Below are 17,569 nucleotides of genomic sequence, written 5' to 3' on the forward strand. Positions count from 1 at the left end.
TTAGGCGTCGCGGGCGGTGCCGTCGGCGTCGACGACGAGCATGCGGTGCTCCGCCGATTCGACCACGATGGTGGCCAGCTCGGCGCGTGCCACGGGCAGGAGGCGCAGCGTGAAACGCCCGAAGCTCAGGGCGTCGAGCTGGTCGGCCACCAGCCGGGCGAAGAGGCTCACATCGGTGGGCTGGTTGTCGCCGCTGTCGTCGAGCAGGGTCACCTCCACGCCGCGGGTTCGCGCGTTGCGGGTGGCCGTGATGATAGGTTCCACGAACAGGCTGCGGCCGCGAATGGCGTCGCGCAGGCTGCCCTCCACGAGCAGGCACTCCGCGCGCTCGGCGTCGTCGAGTTCGTGCGCGCTCATGAGCCTTGTCAGCGCGGGACGGGCGAGCGCATTCACGCGAGCGAGCTGCACCTCGCGCTCCTCCACGACGGCACCGCTCGTGGCCTCACTCGACGCCCGTTCCCCGCGCTCGCGGATGAGCACGAGCAGGGTGCGGCCCGACCGGCGCATGCCCATGGCGAACAATGTTCCCACCAGGAGGGTTCCGCCGTGCCGAACCACGAGGTTCACGCCGTCAACCAGGGCCAACCCGTTGGCAAGCGTCCACGCCACCGTAGCAGCGGCGAGGGCGGCGTAGCCCACCCACGCCCAGCCGGTGCGGCCCCGCGCCACGAGCACGACCAGCACGAGGGTGACGGCCCCGAGGTGCCAGTGCGCGAACGGCCGAGCATCGAGCGGCGAGATTTGCAGGTACATGAGCCCCGCCGTCACACTGCACAGCACCAGGATTCCAAACGTGCGCGAGGGCGGAAACGGGTCTTTCGCCGGCAGGGTGATCCACAGGGCCGCCGCAGACACCGCCACGAGCGCGAGCAGGTCGAGCGGGATCCCCAGCGGCTGGCGTGCCAGCGATTCACTGTCGGCAAAGGCCAACAGGGCGTGCACGGCCACGAACAGCACGAGCACCGCGAGGGCGAGCGGTGTGGAGAGACCGAGAGTGCCGGAGAGCGAGAGCGTGCCGCGCCGGTCCCGCGCCGGGAGCGTCTCCGTCACGGCGACGGAATCAGCGCGGCGATCCGGCTCGACTCGGCGGCGCTCCTGCCCGCGGGCATCCGCTCGTCGGTCGCCCGGCACCCTCCTGTCGCCACCAAGGCGTCGGTCGCCGTCGGGGCGATCGGTTGGGGCCGGCGCACGAGCTGGAGCGGGAGCGGGGACGCCCCTGATGGCGGTGGCGGGAATCCAGGTGATGAGTACCTCTGTGCCCTGGCCAGGGCGGGAGCGCACCACCGCCGCACCACCGGCGATTCTGTGCATGCGTCCCACGATGCTCTGCGCGATGCCGAGCCGCTCCTGCGGTACGAGCGCCGGGTCGAAACCGGCGCCGTCATCGGCCACGAGCACCTGGATTCCACCGCCCGCCGGGCGCACGGTGACGCGACGGATGACGGGGTGCCGGTGCCCGACACCGGCGGCGGCCATCGAGTTGCGCAGCGCCTCCCCCACCGCGCCGACCACGGCATCGCCGACATGCACCGGGATCAGTCGCTCGAGGTGCAGCTCCGAGCGCAGGATCACGTCGGGGGCGAGGTCCCTGGCAACCGCCGAAAGCCGCAGCCACAGCCCGGACCGCAGCACGACGTCGACCGACGTCGGATTGCTCAGCGCGTCGAGTTTCTCGATGGTCGTGGCGGCCTGCCGGGCGACCACGGCCGGGTCGGCCCGGCCGAGCCCGGCCACCAGCAGGGTGGAGATCACACTGTCGTGCACGAGGGCGTCGATGATCTGGCGCTCCTGCGTTCGTGCCGTGCGTGCCGCCCGCCCGGCATCCGCTGCCCTGGACAACCGGGCGGCCGCCTCGATGCGCCCGGCGCTGCGACGAAGGGCGAGGGTGAATCCAGCGAAGACACTGATCAGTAGGAGCGAATACAGCCCGTCTTCAACCCCCACGAGGGCCGGGCGGTAGTTGGGCGTCGTGACGGCGCGCACGAGCCCGCTGAGCGTGCACGCCAGCACAATGAACGACCACGCCACCCAGCCGCGCTCGGCCACCGCCACCGCCACGCAGGGAATGCCCGTGAAGGAGAGCACCCAGGGGATGCCGAGTTCCTGGGGCAGCGCGCCGGCCCCGAGGATGAGCCAGCCCACGAGAATGGCGATGAACACGAGGCCGTGCAGCAGAGCCAGGCGGCGAAGGAGCGACAGCGGAGCATGCCGGGACAACACCGCCGACAGCAGCGGCAGCCCGAAGACGAGCAGCCACGCCGTCCACGACAACTCAAGGGCGGGCTCGTGGGCCTGGGCCAGGAACGGCTGGATGGACAGACCACCGAAGATGATCGCGCCGCCGCCGACCGCGAGGTACAGCATGCGGGTGAGGCGGTCCCGGGCTCCGTCGGCTTGCACCGGCAGGTTGATGACGGCGGAGGGTGTGCGACGCACCGCGAGCAGCGGGGAGGTGAAGGCCGCGTGCACGCTCGGGCGCGCCGACTCCGCATCGACGGGCGTTGGCGGCAGGGTCACGGGGTGGTCAGCTGGGGGGCGAATTCGACCCGGTCAGCGCTGACCGGGTATGGGCAGGATACCGTCTTCGAGCGCGCGCTTGTAGAGGTCGATCTTCGTGTTGGCCGGACGTCCTACCCGCTCGTACTTGGACCGCACCCGACGGATGTAGTCGATCACGGTCGACTCCGACAGCCCGGTCTTCGACGCCACGAGGGGTGCCTTCGCCCCCGCCGCGTAGAGGGACAGCACCTCGCGCTCGCGTGGGCTGAGCGCCGCGTTGGAGATCTCGGGGTCGCCGTCGAGGGCCGCGGCCCAGTCCGTCGACGCGATGGTCTCGCCGAGCGCCGCCCGGGCGACGGCGTCGAGCAGCACGCCGGTGGGTTCGGATTTGCGCACGACGCCGAGCACTCCCGAGCGCGCCGCCGCGCGCATCAGCTGGGCGTCGTCGCCGCCGGTGAAGGCGAGCACCTCGGCGCCGCGCTCACGCAGGCGCAGCACGTTGCTCGTGACCGTCGACCCGTCGGAGAGCCGCAGATCGAGGATGACGAGGTCGATCTTCTCCTCGGGCGCCGTGGCGCCCAGAAGTTCGGAGACCGTCGCGACTGTCGCCACGACATGGATGTTACCGATGGTGGAGAAGAGTTCCGCGAATCCGCGAGCGACGATTTCGTGATCATCGATGAGGGCAACCCTGTAGCGGTACATGTTCCTAACCCTAACGGGGGGACAGACCGGTACGTGTTTCCGCCTGCCCAGAGCGGCCAGACGGGGTGTAATCGTGACCCGCTGCTCATAATTTAGCGTACATGCGGCCAAAAGTGCATAAAAGCACTCGACTGAACCTCAATTTGGGGGCCACTAGAAGTGACGGCTACCCAATTATTTGGGGTGTACCTACAGTTGACCCTGGGGAACATTACGGGGGGTACCGGGGGTGTTGAGGCGCTCGCGACTTCCGAACAGGAGGCTTGCGGGCGCCTCACCTACGATCCGACGCTCAGGCGCGGCTGCGGGTGTTGAGAACGCCGTGGCTTTCTTCGAGATAGCACGACCCGCACAGCGACTCGTAGGTCACCTCGGTGCCGTCGATCGCCACCTGGTCGCCGTCGAACACATACACGCCGTCGATCTTGCGTCCGTTAAACACGGCCTTGCGGCCACACCGGCAGATCGTTTTGAGCTCCTCGAGACTGTGTGACACCTCCAGCAGGCGCCGGCTGCCCGGGAACGCCACGGTCTGGAAGTCGGTGCGAATGCCGTACGCGAGCACGGGAACGTTCTTCAGGATCGCGATGCGCAGCAGGTCGTCCACCTGCGTCTCGGTGAGGAACTGCGCCTCGTCGAGCAGCAGGGCACTCACGTCGAGTCCGGTCTCGGCGAGCACCCGCTCGCGGTGCTGCTGGAAGGTGGCGAGGGCATCCGTTTCGGGGGTCAGCAGGTAGTCGACCGCCCGGGTGACGCCGAGCCGGGAGAGAATGCCGCGGTCGCCCTTCGTGTCCACGGACGGCTTCGCCAGCAACACCCGGTGCCCGCGTTCCTCGTAGTTGTAGGCCGCCTGCAGCATGGACGTGCTCTTGCCGCTGTTCATGGCGCCATAGCGAAAGTAGAGCTTCGCCATCAATACTCGTTTCTGGTTGCGGCCGCAGCCAGGGTGGGTCGGCCGCCGGCCGAGCCGGAATCCATTCGCATGTCGAGAGTCTGCCCGCGCACGGTGACGCGCACCTGGCCGAATTCCACCCTCAACACGGCGACGAACGGATGCACGAGGCGGCGCAGCCGATAGGGCGACAGGGCAACGGATGCCTCGAGCGCCACGGTCGTGAACGACTCGGCTTCCGCGCCCTCCGACTGCCGACCGGACAGGCGCAGCGAGAGCGCGGCGGGGTCGAACCCCGGCTGACCGAAAAGCATCACGAGCAGCGCGCCCAGCGCGGCCCGCTCGCGAGCGCTGAACCGGGCCGCCCGACGGTCGGGGTCGTCGGCTGCGGGGAGGGTGAGCGCTGGGCGGCCGTCAGCGACTGCCAACGCCGACCGCTCGCGGGCGAGCAGGTCGTCGAGCCAGGTGTGGTCGGTTTCGGCCACGAGGCTCTGCCGCACCTGCTCGGCGAGCGAACGCGCCCGCTCGATGTCGGCGGCGGTCACCGTGCCGCGGGCGAGTATCTCGTCGAGGAACGGCAGCACGCTCGCGTTGAGGCTCGCCATCCTCTGCTGCACGACGGCCCTGGACGTGGCCGCTCGGCTCTCTTCGGTGTGCAGGTGAATGGACCGCTGGGCATCCGTTTGCCAGATCCGAATGGCCTTCACCACCTGGCGGCAGTAGGCGGCACCGGCCAAGGCGGGCGCGAGCAACTGCACCGCGGCGAGAATGGCGAAGATTGCCGGCGGGGTGGCGCCGCCGAGGGAGTCCGCCTGGGCGAGGGCGCCAAACGCCACGACCAGTGTCGCCCCGAGCGCCACGGCGACCATTTCACGCCAGGGCCGGAACGGCGCGAGCGCCATGATGAGCAGGCCGAGGCCGATCTGGCCGAAATCGTTGTGCACTGACTCGTTGTGGCCCCACATGCCGAGCTGCTCGAAGACGTAACCCAGCAGCGCGAGGCTCACCATGAGCACGGTCGAGCGGCGCTCGAACGGAGCACTCTCCGGCAGCGCAGCCCACACGAGCACGCCGGCAGCGAGGGACATCGCCACGACGCCGAGGGCCGTGAAGAGCTCGTTCTGCACCTCGCCGGACTGGGTGAGCGTGGAGAAGACCGCGTAGGCCACCACGATCAGCGCGGTGACGGGGGCGAGCGGCCAGGCCGCGAGCCCGCCGATCGGGTCGAGGCGCTGCTGCGTGGCGTCTGGCGCGCTCATCGGCTGGGCCGAGCGGCGAGGGCGAGGGTTGGCACGGCGTCCGGCACGGCGACGGGCACCGTGAGGCGCACCGTGGTGCCGGCGCCCGGCCGGGTCCAGATCTCGACGGAGCCGCCTACCCTGTCGACACGGCGACGCACCGACTGTCGGAGGCCGAGCCGGCCGCGACTGGAGCCGGTGAGAGTGAAGCCGCTGCCGGCATCCGCTATCATCACCGAGACGGTGTCGTCGTCGCTTTCAACGCTCACCTCGGCGGCGGTCACCCCGGCGTGCAGGAGCACATTGCCCAGGCAGTGCTCGGCCGCAAGGGCGAGCTCGCGGTCGACCGCAGCGGTGAGGCGGTCGAGGGCGTTGCTGTCGCCCGTGATCTCCACGATGAGCCCCCCGGATCGACAGCGGTCGATGGCGCGGAACAGTGCGCTCGCGGCCAGGTCGCCGGGCTCGTGAGGGTCGGCGTCGGTGAGCCAGTCGGTATCGCGCAGTACGTGCAGCGCGCCCGTCAAGCCCATGTGCAGGTGAGGGCTCACGGCGCCCGGAACGGCGTTGGCCAGCGCCACCAGCTGGGTGACGGTCGTGTCGTTGATCAGGGCGATCGAGCGATTGTCGAGGGCGTCCCGGAGCGTGCTCGCCGCATCGTCCTCGGCGGCGCGGAGCAGGGCGGGCTGGGCGAGCCTGCCCCGACGACGACCGAGCCCGGCCAGCAACAACACCGTGGTGAGGAAGACGTAGGCGGAGACGGTGAAGAAGTCCCGGCCCCCGATCACACCGGCGTGCGCCATGGCCAGCAGGGCCGCGCCCTCGGCGAGGAGGAAGCCGGCCGTGCTCCACAACGCGCCGAGAAACAGGCCAGAACCGGCGCCACCCACCATGACGAGGGCCATCTTGGGCAGGGCGACGAGAAAGATTATGGAGGCCGGCAGCACCGCCGGAGCACTCAACACGGTGTCGGTATAGAGGTAGACACACGCCGTTCCGGTGAGCAGATAGGCGAGGGAGACCAGCACGGTGCGGCGCCGGGCGAGCACCACGAGGAGGCCGGCCATACCCAGGATCACGGCGACGGTGACGGTGAGTTCGGAGCCGGCGCGGGTCATGCTGAGCAGCCCGACCGCGGCAAGCGCACCGAACAGGCAGATCAGGCCGAACCAGTGCGTGGCGCGGGCGAGGGCGCGACTGAGCGCTGACTGTACAAGATGGCCCGGTAATCCAAGAGTCATGGAATCCCCCTCATTCTGAGTATGCCACCTGAGACGTGGAGTACGCCCCGACGGGCGCTGGCACTGCTCGGCCCGGTCGCTGCGCCGGGTACTCCCCCACGCCGTAAAACCGGTAAAACTCGCAACACGCCGCTCGCGCCACCCCACCCGGCGTGTGACCAAAGAAGCCGGTTTTGCGGTCGGGCCTGATGGTCAGAACAGGGTGGGGGCGAGCTCTGGCGGGATTTCCTGCGCGATGAGCGAACCGGACGATGCGAGGCCGCTCGAGCGCGGGCCGCCGGTGGAGGGATCAGTGCGGCCACCCTCGAGCCCGTGCGCCCTGATCAGCGGTTTGATGCGCGCGGCGAGCCAGGCGCGGTACTCCTTGGGCGCGTAGGTGCCGCCGGCGAAGAGCTCGAGGTAACGCGGCAGCAGTTGAGGGTGGTCGCGCTCAAGCCACTGCAGGTACCACTGCTTCACCGTGGGCTTCAGGTTGAGCGCGCAGTAGAGCACGCTCGAGGCGCCGGCGGCCTTCGCTTGGCGGAGGGCGTCGTCGAGGTGCGCGCGGGTGTCGGTGAGAAAGGGCAGGATGGGCATCATGAAGACCCCGCAGTCAAGGCCCCGCTCGCGAACCGCGGTGACAGCGGCCAGTCGCGCCTTCGTCGAGGGGGTTCCGGGCTCGACCGACTGCTGGAGGTTGTCGTCGTAGATGGCGATGGACAGCGCGATGTCGACGGGCACGCGCCGGCTCGCCTCGGCCAGCAAATCCAGGTCGCGGCGCAGCAGGGTTCCCTTGGTGAGGAGCGACAGCGGCGTGCCCGACTCGGCCAGGGCGGCAATGATGCCGGGCATCAGCCGATAGCGGCCCTCGGCGCGCTGATACGGGTCGGTGTTGGTGCCCAACGCAACCGGATGCTTGCCCCAGCCGGGCTTAGCCAGCTCCTTTCTCAGCACCTCGGCCACGTTCACCTTCACGATGATCTCGCTGTCGAAGTCCTTCCCGGCGTCGAGATTGAGGTACTCGTGGGTGGGCCGCGCGAAGCAGTAGGCGCACGCGTGCGAGCAGCCCCGATACGGGTTGATCGTGTAGCCGAACGGCAGGGCGGACTGGCCGGGCACTCGGTTGAGCGCGCTCTTGGCGAGGATCTCGTGGAAGGTGATGCCGGCGAACTCGGGCGTCTGCACACTGCGCACGAAGTTGTTGAGCTTGGCGAGACCGGGAAGGGCGCCGGCCTGCTCCGTCGTGAGTTCCTGACCGGTCCAACGCATGACCTTATTCGAACACACCTTCGAGTAAGGCGCAAGCGCTGGCCGCGACATCCGCTCTCCTTGCAGTGTCGTCTTGCCTGGGGCGGGCAGGCAGGGGCGGGGCGCTAGAGCTGGATGCCGCGGGTCAGGGCGCCGTCAATGAGAAGGTTCGCACCCGTGGTGCGGCTCGACACCGGGCTGGACAGGAAGACCACGCTCGCCGCGATCTCCTGCGGCGTACCCAGGCGGCCCGTGGGGTTCAATGCCACCGCCGAGTCGAAGAACTCGCGATCACTCGCCTCGAGGCTCTCCCAGACGCCACCCGCGTGATAGGTGTTGCCCGGCGACACCGTATTGGCGCGGATGCCTCTCCCGGCAAGCTGTAACGCGAGCCCGGCGATGTACCCGATGATGGCGGTCTTCACGGTGCCATACGGTCCGGAGGCGAAGTCGACCTCGCGCCCGGACACGCTCGAGAGCGCCACAATCGACCCCGCGCTGCTCTTCTCGAGGAATGGCAGGCTTGCCTGCACGAGATTGACGGTACCCATCAAGTCGATCTCGAGAGAGTCGACCCAATTCTGCGCCGTGTCGGGGATAGCGAGGGCACTCACGTTGCTCACGATCATGTCGAGGCCGCCGAAGCGCTCCGCGGTGTCATTCACCCACGCCGTGAGACAGGCGGTGTCGCGCACGTCGAGCACAGTGCCCACCACGGTGACCGGAGCGGATGCGAAAGCGGCTTCCGTCGCCGCCACCTCGTCGGCACTTCGGGCACAGAAGGCCACGTTGGCGCCCTCTGCGACGAATGCGTCGACGATCGCGCGCCCGATTCCTTTGGTGCCGCCGGTAACGAGGGCTGTCTTATTGGCAATTCGCAGGTCCATGGTCATTCCTTCGATTGGGTGAAGCAGTGAAGCAGTGAGGCGGTGAGGCGGTGAGGACAGGGTGGCCATTCGCGCGCCAGTTCCTCCGGGATCCTGTGCGGGGGTGGGGCCGCGTCAGCGGGTCGCGGCCCTTGAGCGCAGGTCGCGGTGCATCCCGTCAAAGGCATGGGCCGCCGGGAAGAGCGACTTGCGCACCTTCACCACCACGCTGTAGTTCGGGTCGACCACGTTGGCAATCGGTGCCTCGGCCACCTGGCTGAGCAGCTGGTAGGCATCCATTTCGTGCAGGTCGAAGAGTTCGCCGAACCAACGGATCATCTCGAGCTGCGCGATGCGCCATGAATCTTCCATGGGCCGGGAGGATCCCACGATCATCCAGTAATCGTCGGTTTCGAGTCGGGGCCAGAGCGGCGCCCGACCCTTGATAAGGTCCACGAGAATGGTGGAGTTCATGGCGCCCTCCACCGCGGTGCCGCAAGCCTCTCCCTCGCCCTGGCGGTAGTGGCCGTCCCCGATCGAGAACAGCGCTCCCTCCACGTTCACCCCGAGGAACACCGTGGTGCCGGCCTTGATCTCCGGGGTATCCATGTTTCCGCCGAATCGCTCAGGCACGAGCGACGAGCGCACCTCATGGCCTGCAGGCGCCACTCCCACGGTGCCGAGCATGGGTTCGAGCGGCAGCGCCACCTCGAAGTCACCGAAGCGGGCTTGAAATCCCACGGTTCGCGCCGCCGTGTCGACCTCATAAACCCACGTGGCTTCCGGCAGCGCCTGCTGCAGCAGCGCGGTGCGATCCGTGCTGGTCATGCCACCGAAAAACGGAATTGCAGCGGATGCGCCCCAACTTCGCGCCGGAACCAGGTCGACCACGTGGATGGCCAGGGTATCCCCCGGTTCGGCGCCCTCAACGTAGAACGGTCCGGTCTGCGGGTTCAGGTAACGGAAGTCGATCACCTGGCTCGCCACATCGTTGACGGAGGTGATGGCATGGTTGAAGGCGTCCTCCGACCACAGAGTGAGCAGGGTGCCGGGCCTCACGCGTTTCACCGGGTCCGCACCCCCGAAGGTGTAGACGTATTGGCTGCGTTCCGGCCTGAATTCGACAGAGTCCATGCAGTTCAGCGTATCGGGCCGACGTCCGTCCCCGCTTGCTGGGGCATCCGCTCCCGCGCGGTAGAACCGAAGAAATTCAGGACACTCCGCCCAGCGTGGCAGCGCGGGCGGCGTGTTTCACCATGACCGGTTGTGCGAGCGGATGCGGCGGGTCAGGCGGTGAGGTTCAAGACCTCGGCGGTCGCCGCGAGCGACGCAGCGGCCGCTGCTGGATCGTCGGAGAGCTTCGTGCCGTAGCTCGGGATCATGGTGCGCAGCTGGGGTTCCCAGCCCGCAATGCGGTCGGGGAAGCAGCGCGCGAGCAGGTCCACCATGATGGGCGCGGCGGTCGAGGCCCCAGGGGAGGCCCCGAGCAGGCCGGCGATCGTGCCGTCGGCGGAGGTGATGACCTCGGTGCCCATCTGCAGCACGCCGCCCTTGGCGGCATCCTTCTTCATGACCTGCACGCGCTGGCCGGCCGTGATGAGTTCCCAGTCGGCCATCTTGGCGGTGGGCACGAACTCCTGCAGGGCCTTGAGTTTGGAACCCCGCGAGGCGAACACTTCGCCGATCAGGTACTTCATTAGGTCGAAGTTGTGGCGGGCCACGGCGAGCATCGGGCCGAGGTTGTGCGCGCGAATCGAGAACGGCAGGTCGAGCCACGTGCTCGTCTTGAGGAACTTGGGGCTGAAGCCGGCGTACGGGCCGAACAGCAGCGACATTTCGCCGTCGACCACGCGGGTGTCAAGGTGCGGCACCGACATGGGCGGGGCGCCGACGCCGGCCTTGCCGTAGACCTTCGCCTGGTGCTGGGCCACGAGCTCGGGGTTCGTGGTGCGCAGGAACTGGCCGCTGATCGGGAATCCGCCGAAGCCCTTGATCTCGGGGATTCCGCTCTTCTGCAGCAGCGCGAGCCCGCCGCCGCCGGCACCCACGAAGACGAACTTCGCGTTGACGGTGCTGCGGGTCTGGCCCACCTGGCGCAGCAGCTTGATGCGCCACGATCCGTCTGTGTTCTGGGTGAGGTCAGTGACCTGCTGGTTCATCTTCACCTCGACGCCGTGGCGGGCGAGGTCGTCGAACATGAACGAGGTGAGGGCGCCGAAGTCCACGTCGGTGCCGAGGTTGCTGCGCGTCGCGGCGATCTTCTGCCCGGTGGGGCGCTTCTTGGTGATCAGCGGGGTCCAGCCGCCGATGACCGCGGGGTCGTCGCTGAATTCCATGCCGGCGAACAGTGGCTGGTTCTTGAGCACCTCGTGACGCTGGCGCAGGTAGGCAACGTTGGCCTTGCCCTGCACGAAGGTCATGTGCGGCGTGGAGTTGATGAAACGCCCCGGCTCGGGCAGCGCGCCGGTCTTCACCAGGTGCGCCCAGAGCTGACGGCTGATCTGGAACTGCTCGTTGATGCTGACGGCCTTGTCAGCGGTGAGCTTGCCATCGGGCGATTCGGGCATGTAGTTGAGCTCACAGAGCGCGGCGTGGCCGGTGCCCGCGTTGTTCCAGGGGTTCGAGCTTTCCTGGGCGAGCTCGCCGAGACGCTCGTAAACTTCGATTCTCCACGACGGCTGCAGTTCTTTGAGAAGCATGCCGAGGGTGGCGCTCATGATACCGCCGCCGATGAGAACGACGTCTACGGGTTCCGTTGAATTCACGCTTCCGAGTGTACAGTCGACCACGACGGGCTTCGGACGCGCCCGTCACCCCAACCGGGTCACGAGCGCGCACCCGTCTCCGCGGCCTGATCGCCCGCTCGCCGTCGCCGGTCCACCCGACGAATGACGATCGCCGTGACGTCGTCGGGCGCCGTTGTTCCGGCCAGAGCCAGCAGAGCATCGACGGCGGTTTGCGCGGTCGCGGACCGGCGCACAATCTCGTCGACATCCCGGAGCGATGCGAGAGTTCCGTCGAAGAGGTCGAGAACTCCGTCACTGACCGATACCAGAGTGTCGCCCCAGCCGAGCGTGACAGCCCGTTCCTCCCACTCGACGTCACCGCCAAAGCCGAGCGGCAGGCCAAGAGAGGTCAATCGTTCGCTCGAACCATCAGCGTGAAGCACGAGCGAGAGACCATGCCCGGCATCAACGAATCGCACCGCACCGGTGTCCATGTCGAGACGGGCATGAAAGAGCGTGACGAAGCTGCCGGCTTCCTCGAGGTCTTGCTCGAGCGTCGACGCCGCCACAGCGACAGCGTCACCCACCGTTCCGAGCCGCGATCCCGCCCGCAGCACCGCGCGCACGGTGGCCGCAATGATCCCCGCGCCGAGCCCCTTGCCCATGACATCGGCCAGGGTGAACGCCGCTCCCTCCCCCACCGGATACCAGTCATAGAAGTCGCCGCCCACGGCGCGAGTCGGCGCGCACCCGCCGGCAACCTGAAACCCGGGCAGGCTGATGAAGGCCTTCGGCAGGAGACCGCGCTGCACCTCGGCGGCCCGGTCGAGCTCAGTGGTCGCCGACAGCTCGTTCTGCACCCAGTGCGCTAATTCCCGCAGAAGCACCGCCTCCGCGTCGGTGAACGCCCGCGGCTGAGAGTCGATCAGGCAGAGAGCACCGAGGCGTTCGCCGCCGGGAGCCTCGATGGGGTACCCCGCATAGAAACGAACGCCCGGGTTCCCGGTCACGAGGGGATACTCCCTGAACCGTGCGTCCTCGTGGGCGTCCCCCACGACAAGGGCCCCCGCTTGGCTGATGGTCGTCGAACAGAACGCGACGTCCCGCGGGGTCTCGCGATTTCCCGATCCGGTGCCGGACAACAGCCACTGACGGTCGTGGTCGATCAGCGATATCTGCGCCACGTCCACCCCGAAAATCTGCTTTGCGAGACGGGTGACACGGTCGAAGCGTTCCTCGTGCGGGGTGTCGAGCAGATGCAGGTCATCGACGGCCTGCTGCCGAATGTTTTCCGCGACATCGGCCGGCCCGCCCGTTGCCGGTTCGGGCGTCACAGGGTGAACGGATGCCGCACCGGTCGTCGTTATTCGCGCCTTCGTGTGATGTGCCACTCGTTCATGTTCCCATCTCGGTTGTAATCAAGTTCGTGCACGAGTGCCTGGATCAGCGGGATACCCCGACCCGATTCGGCGGACTCGTCGGGCATGTCCACCGAGGGCAGCCCCACCAGTCCGGCCGTGCCGGTGTCGCGCAGCGTGGCCTGAATCCGGTCTGCTGAAATCTCCAGTCGGAGGATGCAGGTGATACCGGCGTCGGTATCCGCTTCGGCGTGCCGGATGATGTTCGAGGCGAGCTCGATCACAGCCGTCTCGAAACTGATCCGGTCGATCAGCGAGACGTCGGGCTCATCCGCCCAGACGTTTTCGAGCAGGTCGTGCACGGCGTTCACCGTATCGGGTGGCACGTGCAGACGGAGCGTGTGCAGGCTCACGTCAACTTCCGTATGCCGAAACCGAGTCGGGGTAGCTCGTCAGCACACGCTCCATGTTGGTGAGCTGCAATACCAGGCGCACCTGTTCATTGGGTGCTGCGATGCGCAGATCGCCGCCGGCCTGCCGAGCGGTCTTGAGCCCGCTAATGAGCGCGCCGAGTCCGGAAGAATCGATAAACGTCACCTTGGACAGGTCCACGACAACGCGGATGTCCCCCTTCGCGACGGATGCCGACACGACTTCCCGCAAACGTGGAGCGGTCACCATGTTCAGCCGCCCATCCACCTGCACGACGGCCACGCCCCCGGAGAGGTTCTTTACTGAGAATTCCATGCGGCTGCTTCCTTATTGGGTTCGAATCCCTGAAACCGTACTGCGGACACGAGGACGCTGAGGATAACCAGGTCGAAGAAGACCCAGGCGAGGTTGACGAAGGTACCGATCGGTTCGCCGATGCCGACCGCCAGCCGCACGACACCGATCACGCTGGCGATCACGAGAACGGTCGCCGCGACGATCTGTGGGGTGATCAGGCGCCACTGCGGCCCGGTGCCTTGCCGGGTCTTGGCCGTCACGGCAAAGTCGAGCGGCACCCGGAACAACACGTTGGCGACGGCGGATACGGTGGCGTTAATCCACACGGGGAAGAGGGCGAGGCTGTATTGCTGGCCGCGCCAGGTCGAGATGCCGTGACTGGCCACCACAAAGAGGAGCTGATTGATCACCATGACCGGCAGGAAGCGCAGGAAGAACTCGAGTGCGGTCGTGTCCACGGGGAGCACGCCGAAGATGAGGAAAACCGCCGGGGCGGTGAAGTAGACGACCGCTGCGAACCCGCTGAGGTAGCTCCACATCGTGGAGAAGTACATCAGTCGTTGCGGGGTGCTCAGCCCTCCCTGCAGGAGCGGGTTCTCACGCAGGAACACCTGCATGGTGCCCTGTGCCCAGCGCAGACGCTGGGTGAGCATGGTGCCCAGGTCTTCCGGCGCAAGCCCGACAGCAAGTAGTTCGTTGTGGTAAACGGTGCGCCAGCCCAGTCCGTGAAGGCGCATGGACGTGGCCATGTCTTCCGTCACGCTGATCGTGGCCAGTGGCATCAGCGGCTGGGCTTCGTGGGCACGGTCCATGTCTATCGAGCGCAGAAGCGCCTGCACGGATTCGAGGGCGCCGAGCGGAGAGAGATCCCGGCTCGACAGGGCGTCGACGGTCTTATCGACGTCGAGCAGTACATCCCACCCGGCATCCGTCTCGGTGTGCAACTCCCGGATCGCCACGAGGTCCAGGGCCAGCAGTCGCACGTCGGACTCCACCATTCCGCGGGTGTACGCGCCGATCCGATGCTGCAAATCGTACGTCGCCTGCCCGATGCTCATGCCATCGGTGATGGCCCGACGAGTGTCTTTCACTGCCTCCTCCACCTCCACGAGCACGGTCTGCGCCACCGGGTCCTGAGCGTCCGCCGACCGCCTGGCACGTCTCAACACCCGCGCCGATCCGGCCAGGGCACGAGTAACGGCAATTTCCGTCTCCAGCACATAACGGGTGATGCCGAGTTGCATGAGCGATTCCCGACGCACGACGGCGTTCGACCCGCAGAAGAACGCGGCGTTCCAGCCGTCTTTGCCCTGCTGGATCGGGCCGTAGAACAGCGGGGCCTGACTGCCGAGGGGGTCGCCGGTGGCCACATTGCCGAAGACCTGCGGCGTTTGCACCAGCGCCACAAGCGGGTTAGTGAAGTAGCCGAGCGTGCGGTGGAGGATATCCGGCAGCGGTACCTGATCGGCGTCGAGGATGAGCATGAACTCACCCTCCGTATTCATCAGAGCGTTGTTGAGGTTGCCGGCCTTGGCGTGCAGGGGACGGCCTGACCAGTCGTCGCCGCGCGTGATGTACCCGATATCGAGGTCGCGGGCGAGCGCGGCCATCGCCGGACGCTTGCCGTCGTCGAGAATCCAGGTCGTATGGGGATACCGGATGCCTCGTGCCGCCCGCGCCGTGCCGGAGACGAGGTCGACGGACTCGTTGTAGGTCGTGATAAACACGTCAACCGTGAGACCGTCGCTCGCCTCAGGGGGTGCCGGGCGTTCACGCGCCCGCCACATCGTCATGCTGAACAGAGTGACATCAATGAGGCTGTACGTCTCGGCGATCACGAGCGGCACGGCGACCCACCAGGCGTCCCAATTCAGCGAGAACAGCCAGCGCCACGCGATGTAGTTCACTCCGAGCAGGACTGTGAGAATCACCACCAAGCGCAGCAGAATCATGCGCATCAGTCGTCTGCCTTCACACTGGACGAGCAGACACCCGTCGGGGGTTTCTGTGTCATCGTTCTCCCGGGGCCAGGCCTCACAATCGGGCCGTACCTTCATTATGCATCAGCCGGGAAGGCATGGCGAGTCAAAACGTCTACCCCCAGAAAAGGGGCACAAAAGGCTTGCCTCAGGACGGGTGTTTGATGCGTTCGTACTCGCCGAGGTAGTCGTGCACGCTCGTGCCGGCCACGGTGCGCGCAATGATGTCGAGATCCACGTCGGCGAGGCTACGAAAGCGCAGACAGCTTTTCCCCATGTTGAGCGCGCGGCCGGTGGCGGCCCACTCGGCGCGGAATGCGGCATCCCGTGCCGGGTTGCTGTAGAGCCCCATCAGGTAGAGGGAGTGATAGTTTTTCTGCGCCGCAAGGCTCACGTACGCCAGCGGCTGACCGTTATAGGTCTTCGGGTAGCGTGTGAGCGGAATCACCCAGCCCGGCATGCCGAAGTGCATACCCAGCTCGTACCCGGGCGGCATGGCATCACGCACCGCATCGATCACCGGGTACAGCACGGCGCGAGCGGCCGGCAGCAGATCGTCGAAATAGTTCTCGACCTCGACCGGGACGGGTTGTTTTCTCACGCACTAACGCTACTCGCAGAACGGCTGCCACACTCGGTTCGACCGCAACCCGCACGATGCCCCTTGTCCTGGGGGATACTGGGTCTATGGGGACGGAAACAGACGAGAGACGCGTGGCCGTCATCATCGAGGATGACGCCGATATCCGCGACCTGCTCGAGGCCGTGCTCACCCAGGCCGGCTTCGAGACCGTGCCCACGAGCAACGGCCTTGACGGGGTGCGCGCGGTGCGCGAGCACAACCCGATCGTGACCACCCTCGACGTGAGCATGCCCGGCATCGACGGATTCGAGACGGCCCGGCGCATCCGCTCCTTCAGCACGACCTACCTGGTGATGCTCACAGCGCGCAGCGAGGAGATCGACACACTGCAGGGTCTCGAGTCCGGAGCGGATGACTACCTCACCAAGCCGTTCCGCCCGCGGGAACTGCGCGCCCGCATCGACGCCATGCTGCGTCGCCCGCGTCGCAACGTCGCCACCGAAACCGTCGAGGAGGCTGCGGCCCAGTCGGCGGCCCCGATCGACGGCTCGGCCGCGTCGGCCGACGCCGCAGACCAGACCTCCGACGACTGGATTGACCACAACGGCCTGCGGCTGAACAGTTCGGAGCGGCTCGTGAGCCTCGAGGGCAGCCGGCTTGAGCTGACCCGAACCGAGTTCGACCTGCTCGCCACCCTGCTGGAGAGCCAGCGACGGGTGCGCAGTAAGGCAGACCTCGCCCTGCTGCTGCGAGGCGATACGTATTCGGATGCCTACTTCGTGAACGAGGCCGACAAACGGGCCGTCGAGGTACACATGGGGAACCTTCGCCGCAAGCTCGGCGACAGCATCACGGCGCCGCGCTGGCTCGAAACCGTGCGTGGGGTGGGCTACCGCCTCGCCGCCCGCGAAAAGGTCTGACCCCAAAGACACCTAGGCCGGGAACAGGGCGGCGAGCTCGATGCAGGTCTGCTCGCCGATTCCGGTGAGGGTCGCCAGGGAGAGGCGGCAGCCGGGCAGGTCGCACTGCGACAGCGCCCCCAGCATGCGGGCGGACTCCGCCTCGAGCGGCAGCGCGCCGAGCATGCAGCTGCTGCTGCGAATGCTCAGGAGTACCACGTCAGCCTCCACGGCATCGGGGCCTGCGAGCGCCTGCTCAAGGCGTTCCGCGCGGGCCGTCCAGTGGTTCACGAAATTCCAGGCGAACCGCCGCACGGTGGCGGCATCGCCGCCGAGGTCGTTGCGCAGGCGTTCCAGCACGGTCTCGTCTACGTAGCCGGTCATCGGGTCGACCGCCGCGCATCCGGCTTCGCATTAGCCCCGGTTCGAGTCACAGCCGACATGACGGCGGCCGCGGCGCGGATCGGCTGGAGCAACCCGAAACTCGCCGATTTCGTGCGCAGCTGCGTGCGGATGCGGCGGGAACCGGGCGTGACGGCCTGTCGGGATCGCTGCAGGTAGCGGGTGCGTGTGCTCACAGTTCGAGAGTGCCACCCGCGCATGCTGCTCACGCCCACCCCATGCAAGGGG

17 protein-coding genes are annotated in these 17,569 nt (G+C 67.3%); 1 reads left to right on the forward strand and 16 read right to left on the reverse strand.

Annotated elements, in window-relative coordinates; all coding sequences use genetic code 11:
* The 14 genes from BJ997_RS15100 to BJ997_RS15165 all read right to left on the reverse strand — a co-directional run bounded on the left by BJ997_RS15100 (window position 1) and on the right by BJ997_RS15165 (window position 16,058).
* Window positions 1-2,517 (reverse strand): sensor histidine kinase, encoded by a 2,517-nt coding sequence (locus BJ997_RS15100; RefSeq protein ID WP_035835439.1) that lies wholly within the window; start codon window positions 2,515-2,517, stop codon window positions 1-3.
* Window positions 2,518-2,550: 33 nt separating this feature from the next.
* Complete coding sequence (locus BJ997_RS15105) at window positions 2,551-3,204, reverse strand: response regulator transcription factor (protein ID WP_035835440.1); 654 nt, start codon at window positions 3,202-3,204, stop codon at window positions 2,551-2,553.
* Between the two features lie 292 nt (window positions 3,205-3,496).
* Window positions 3,497-4,117 carry a thymidine kinase gene (locus BJ997_RS15110; RefSeq protein ID WP_035835441.1) on the reverse strand — a complete coding sequence of 207 codons (621 nt, stop codon included), beginning with the start codon at window positions 4,115-4,117 and terminating at the stop codon, window positions 3,497-3,499.
* Window positions 4,117-5,355 (reverse strand): hypothetical protein, encoded by a 1,239-nt coding sequence (locus tag BJ997_RS15115; protein WP_035835442.1) that lies wholly within the window; start codon window positions 5,353-5,355, stop codon window positions 4,117-4,119. Before BJ997_RS15115 ends, BJ997_RS15110 begins: the two co-directional genes overlap by 1 nt.
* Entirely contained in the window at window positions 5,352-6,572 is a 1,221-nt protein-coding gene (locus BJ997_RS15120) for a sensor histidine kinase (RefSeq protein ID WP_052541969.1), read from the reverse strand. Before BJ997_RS15120 ends, BJ997_RS15115 begins: the two co-directional genes overlap by 4 nt.
* A 192-nt stretch (window positions 6,573-6,764) precedes the next feature.
* Entirely contained in the window at window positions 6,765-7,820 is a 1,056-nt protein-coding gene (locus BJ997_RS15125) for an Rv2578c family radical SAM protein (protein WP_035835443.1), read from the reverse strand.
* A gap of 104 nt (window positions 7,821-7,924) precedes the next feature.
* Window positions 7,925-8,686, reverse strand: coding sequence for an SDR family NAD(P)-dependent oxidoreductase (locus tag BJ997_RS15130; RefSeq protein ID WP_035835444.1), 762 nt, complete (start codon window positions 8,684-8,686; stop codon window positions 7,925-7,927).
* A gap of 114 nt (window positions 8,687-8,800) precedes the next feature.
* On the reverse strand, window positions 8,801-9,799 hold the full coding sequence (locus BJ997_RS15135) for an acetamidase/formamidase family protein (protein WP_035835445.1): 999 nt from the start codon (window positions 9,797-9,799) through the stop codon (window positions 8,801-8,803).
* A gap of 152 nt (window positions 9,800-9,951) precedes the next feature.
* The gene (locus tag BJ997_RS15140) at window positions 9,952-11,430 is read right to left on the reverse strand and encodes a malate:quinone oxidoreductase (RefSeq protein ID WP_035835466.1); all 1,479 of its coding nucleotides are present in this window, start codon (window positions 11,428-11,430) and stop codon (window positions 9,952-9,954) included.
* 59 nt (window positions 11,431-11,489) lie between these two features.
* Complete coding sequence (locus tag BJ997_RS15145; protein ID WP_236628815.1) at window positions 11,490-12,782, reverse strand: PP2C family protein-serine/threonine phosphatase; 1,293 nt, start codon at window positions 12,780-12,782, stop codon at window positions 11,490-11,492.
* Complete coding sequence (locus BJ997_RS15150) at window positions 12,755-13,162, reverse strand: ATP-binding protein (RefSeq protein WP_035835446.1); 408 nt, start codon at window positions 13,160-13,162, stop codon at window positions 12,755-12,757. The genes BJ997_RS15145 and BJ997_RS15150 overlap by 28 nt, the downstream gene beginning before the upstream one ends.
* A gap of 1 nt (window position 13,163) precedes the next feature.
* On the reverse strand, window positions 13,164-13,496 hold the full coding sequence (locus BJ997_RS15155; protein WP_035835447.1) for an STAS domain-containing protein: 333 nt from the start codon (window positions 13,494-13,496) through the stop codon (window positions 13,164-13,166).
* A complete protein-coding gene (locus BJ997_RS15160) occupies window positions 13,481-15,436 on the reverse strand; it encodes a glycosyltransferase (RefSeq protein ID WP_035835448.1) in 1,956 nt (651 codons plus the stop codon). The genes BJ997_RS15155 and BJ997_RS15160 overlap by 16 nt, the downstream gene beginning before the upstream one ends.
* Window positions 15,437-15,605: 169 nt before the next feature.
* Entirely contained in the window at window positions 15,606-16,058 is a 453-nt protein-coding gene (locus BJ997_RS15165; RefSeq protein WP_201771691.1) for a DUF1801 domain-containing protein, read from the reverse strand.
* An 86-nt stretch (window positions 16,059-16,144) separates the two neighbouring features.
* On the opposite strand from BJ997_RS15165, the gene BJ997_RS15170 reads away from it, so the two are divergent.
* Window positions 16,145-16,960, forward strand: a complete 816-nt coding sequence (locus BJ997_RS15170; protein WP_035835449.1) for a response regulator transcription factor — start codon at window positions 16,145-16,147, stop codon at window positions 16,958-16,960.
* Between the two features lie 12 nt (window positions 16,961-16,972).
* On the opposite strand, the gene BJ997_RS15175 is transcribed toward BJ997_RS15170, so the two are convergent.
* Both BJ997_RS15175 and BJ997_RS15180 read right to left on the reverse strand, forming a co-directional pair.
* Complete coding sequence (locus tag BJ997_RS15175) at window positions 16,973-17,323, reverse strand: hypothetical protein (protein WP_035835450.1); 351 nt, start codon at window positions 17,321-17,323, stop codon at window positions 16,973-16,975.
* The gene (locus BJ997_RS15180; RefSeq protein WP_035835451.1) at window positions 17,320-17,517 is read right to left on the reverse strand and encodes a hypothetical protein; all 198 of its coding nucleotides are present in this window, start codon (window positions 17,515-17,517) and stop codon (window positions 17,320-17,322) included. Before BJ997_RS15180 ends, BJ997_RS15175 begins: the two co-directional genes overlap by 4 nt.
* Between the last annotated feature and the right edge of the window lie 52 nt (window positions 17,518-17,569).

This window comes from Cryobacterium roopkundense (genome assembly GCF_014200405.1).
Lineage (GTDB): Bacteria > Actinomycetota > Actinomycetes > Actinomycetales > Microbacteriaceae > Cryobacterium > Cryobacterium roopkundense.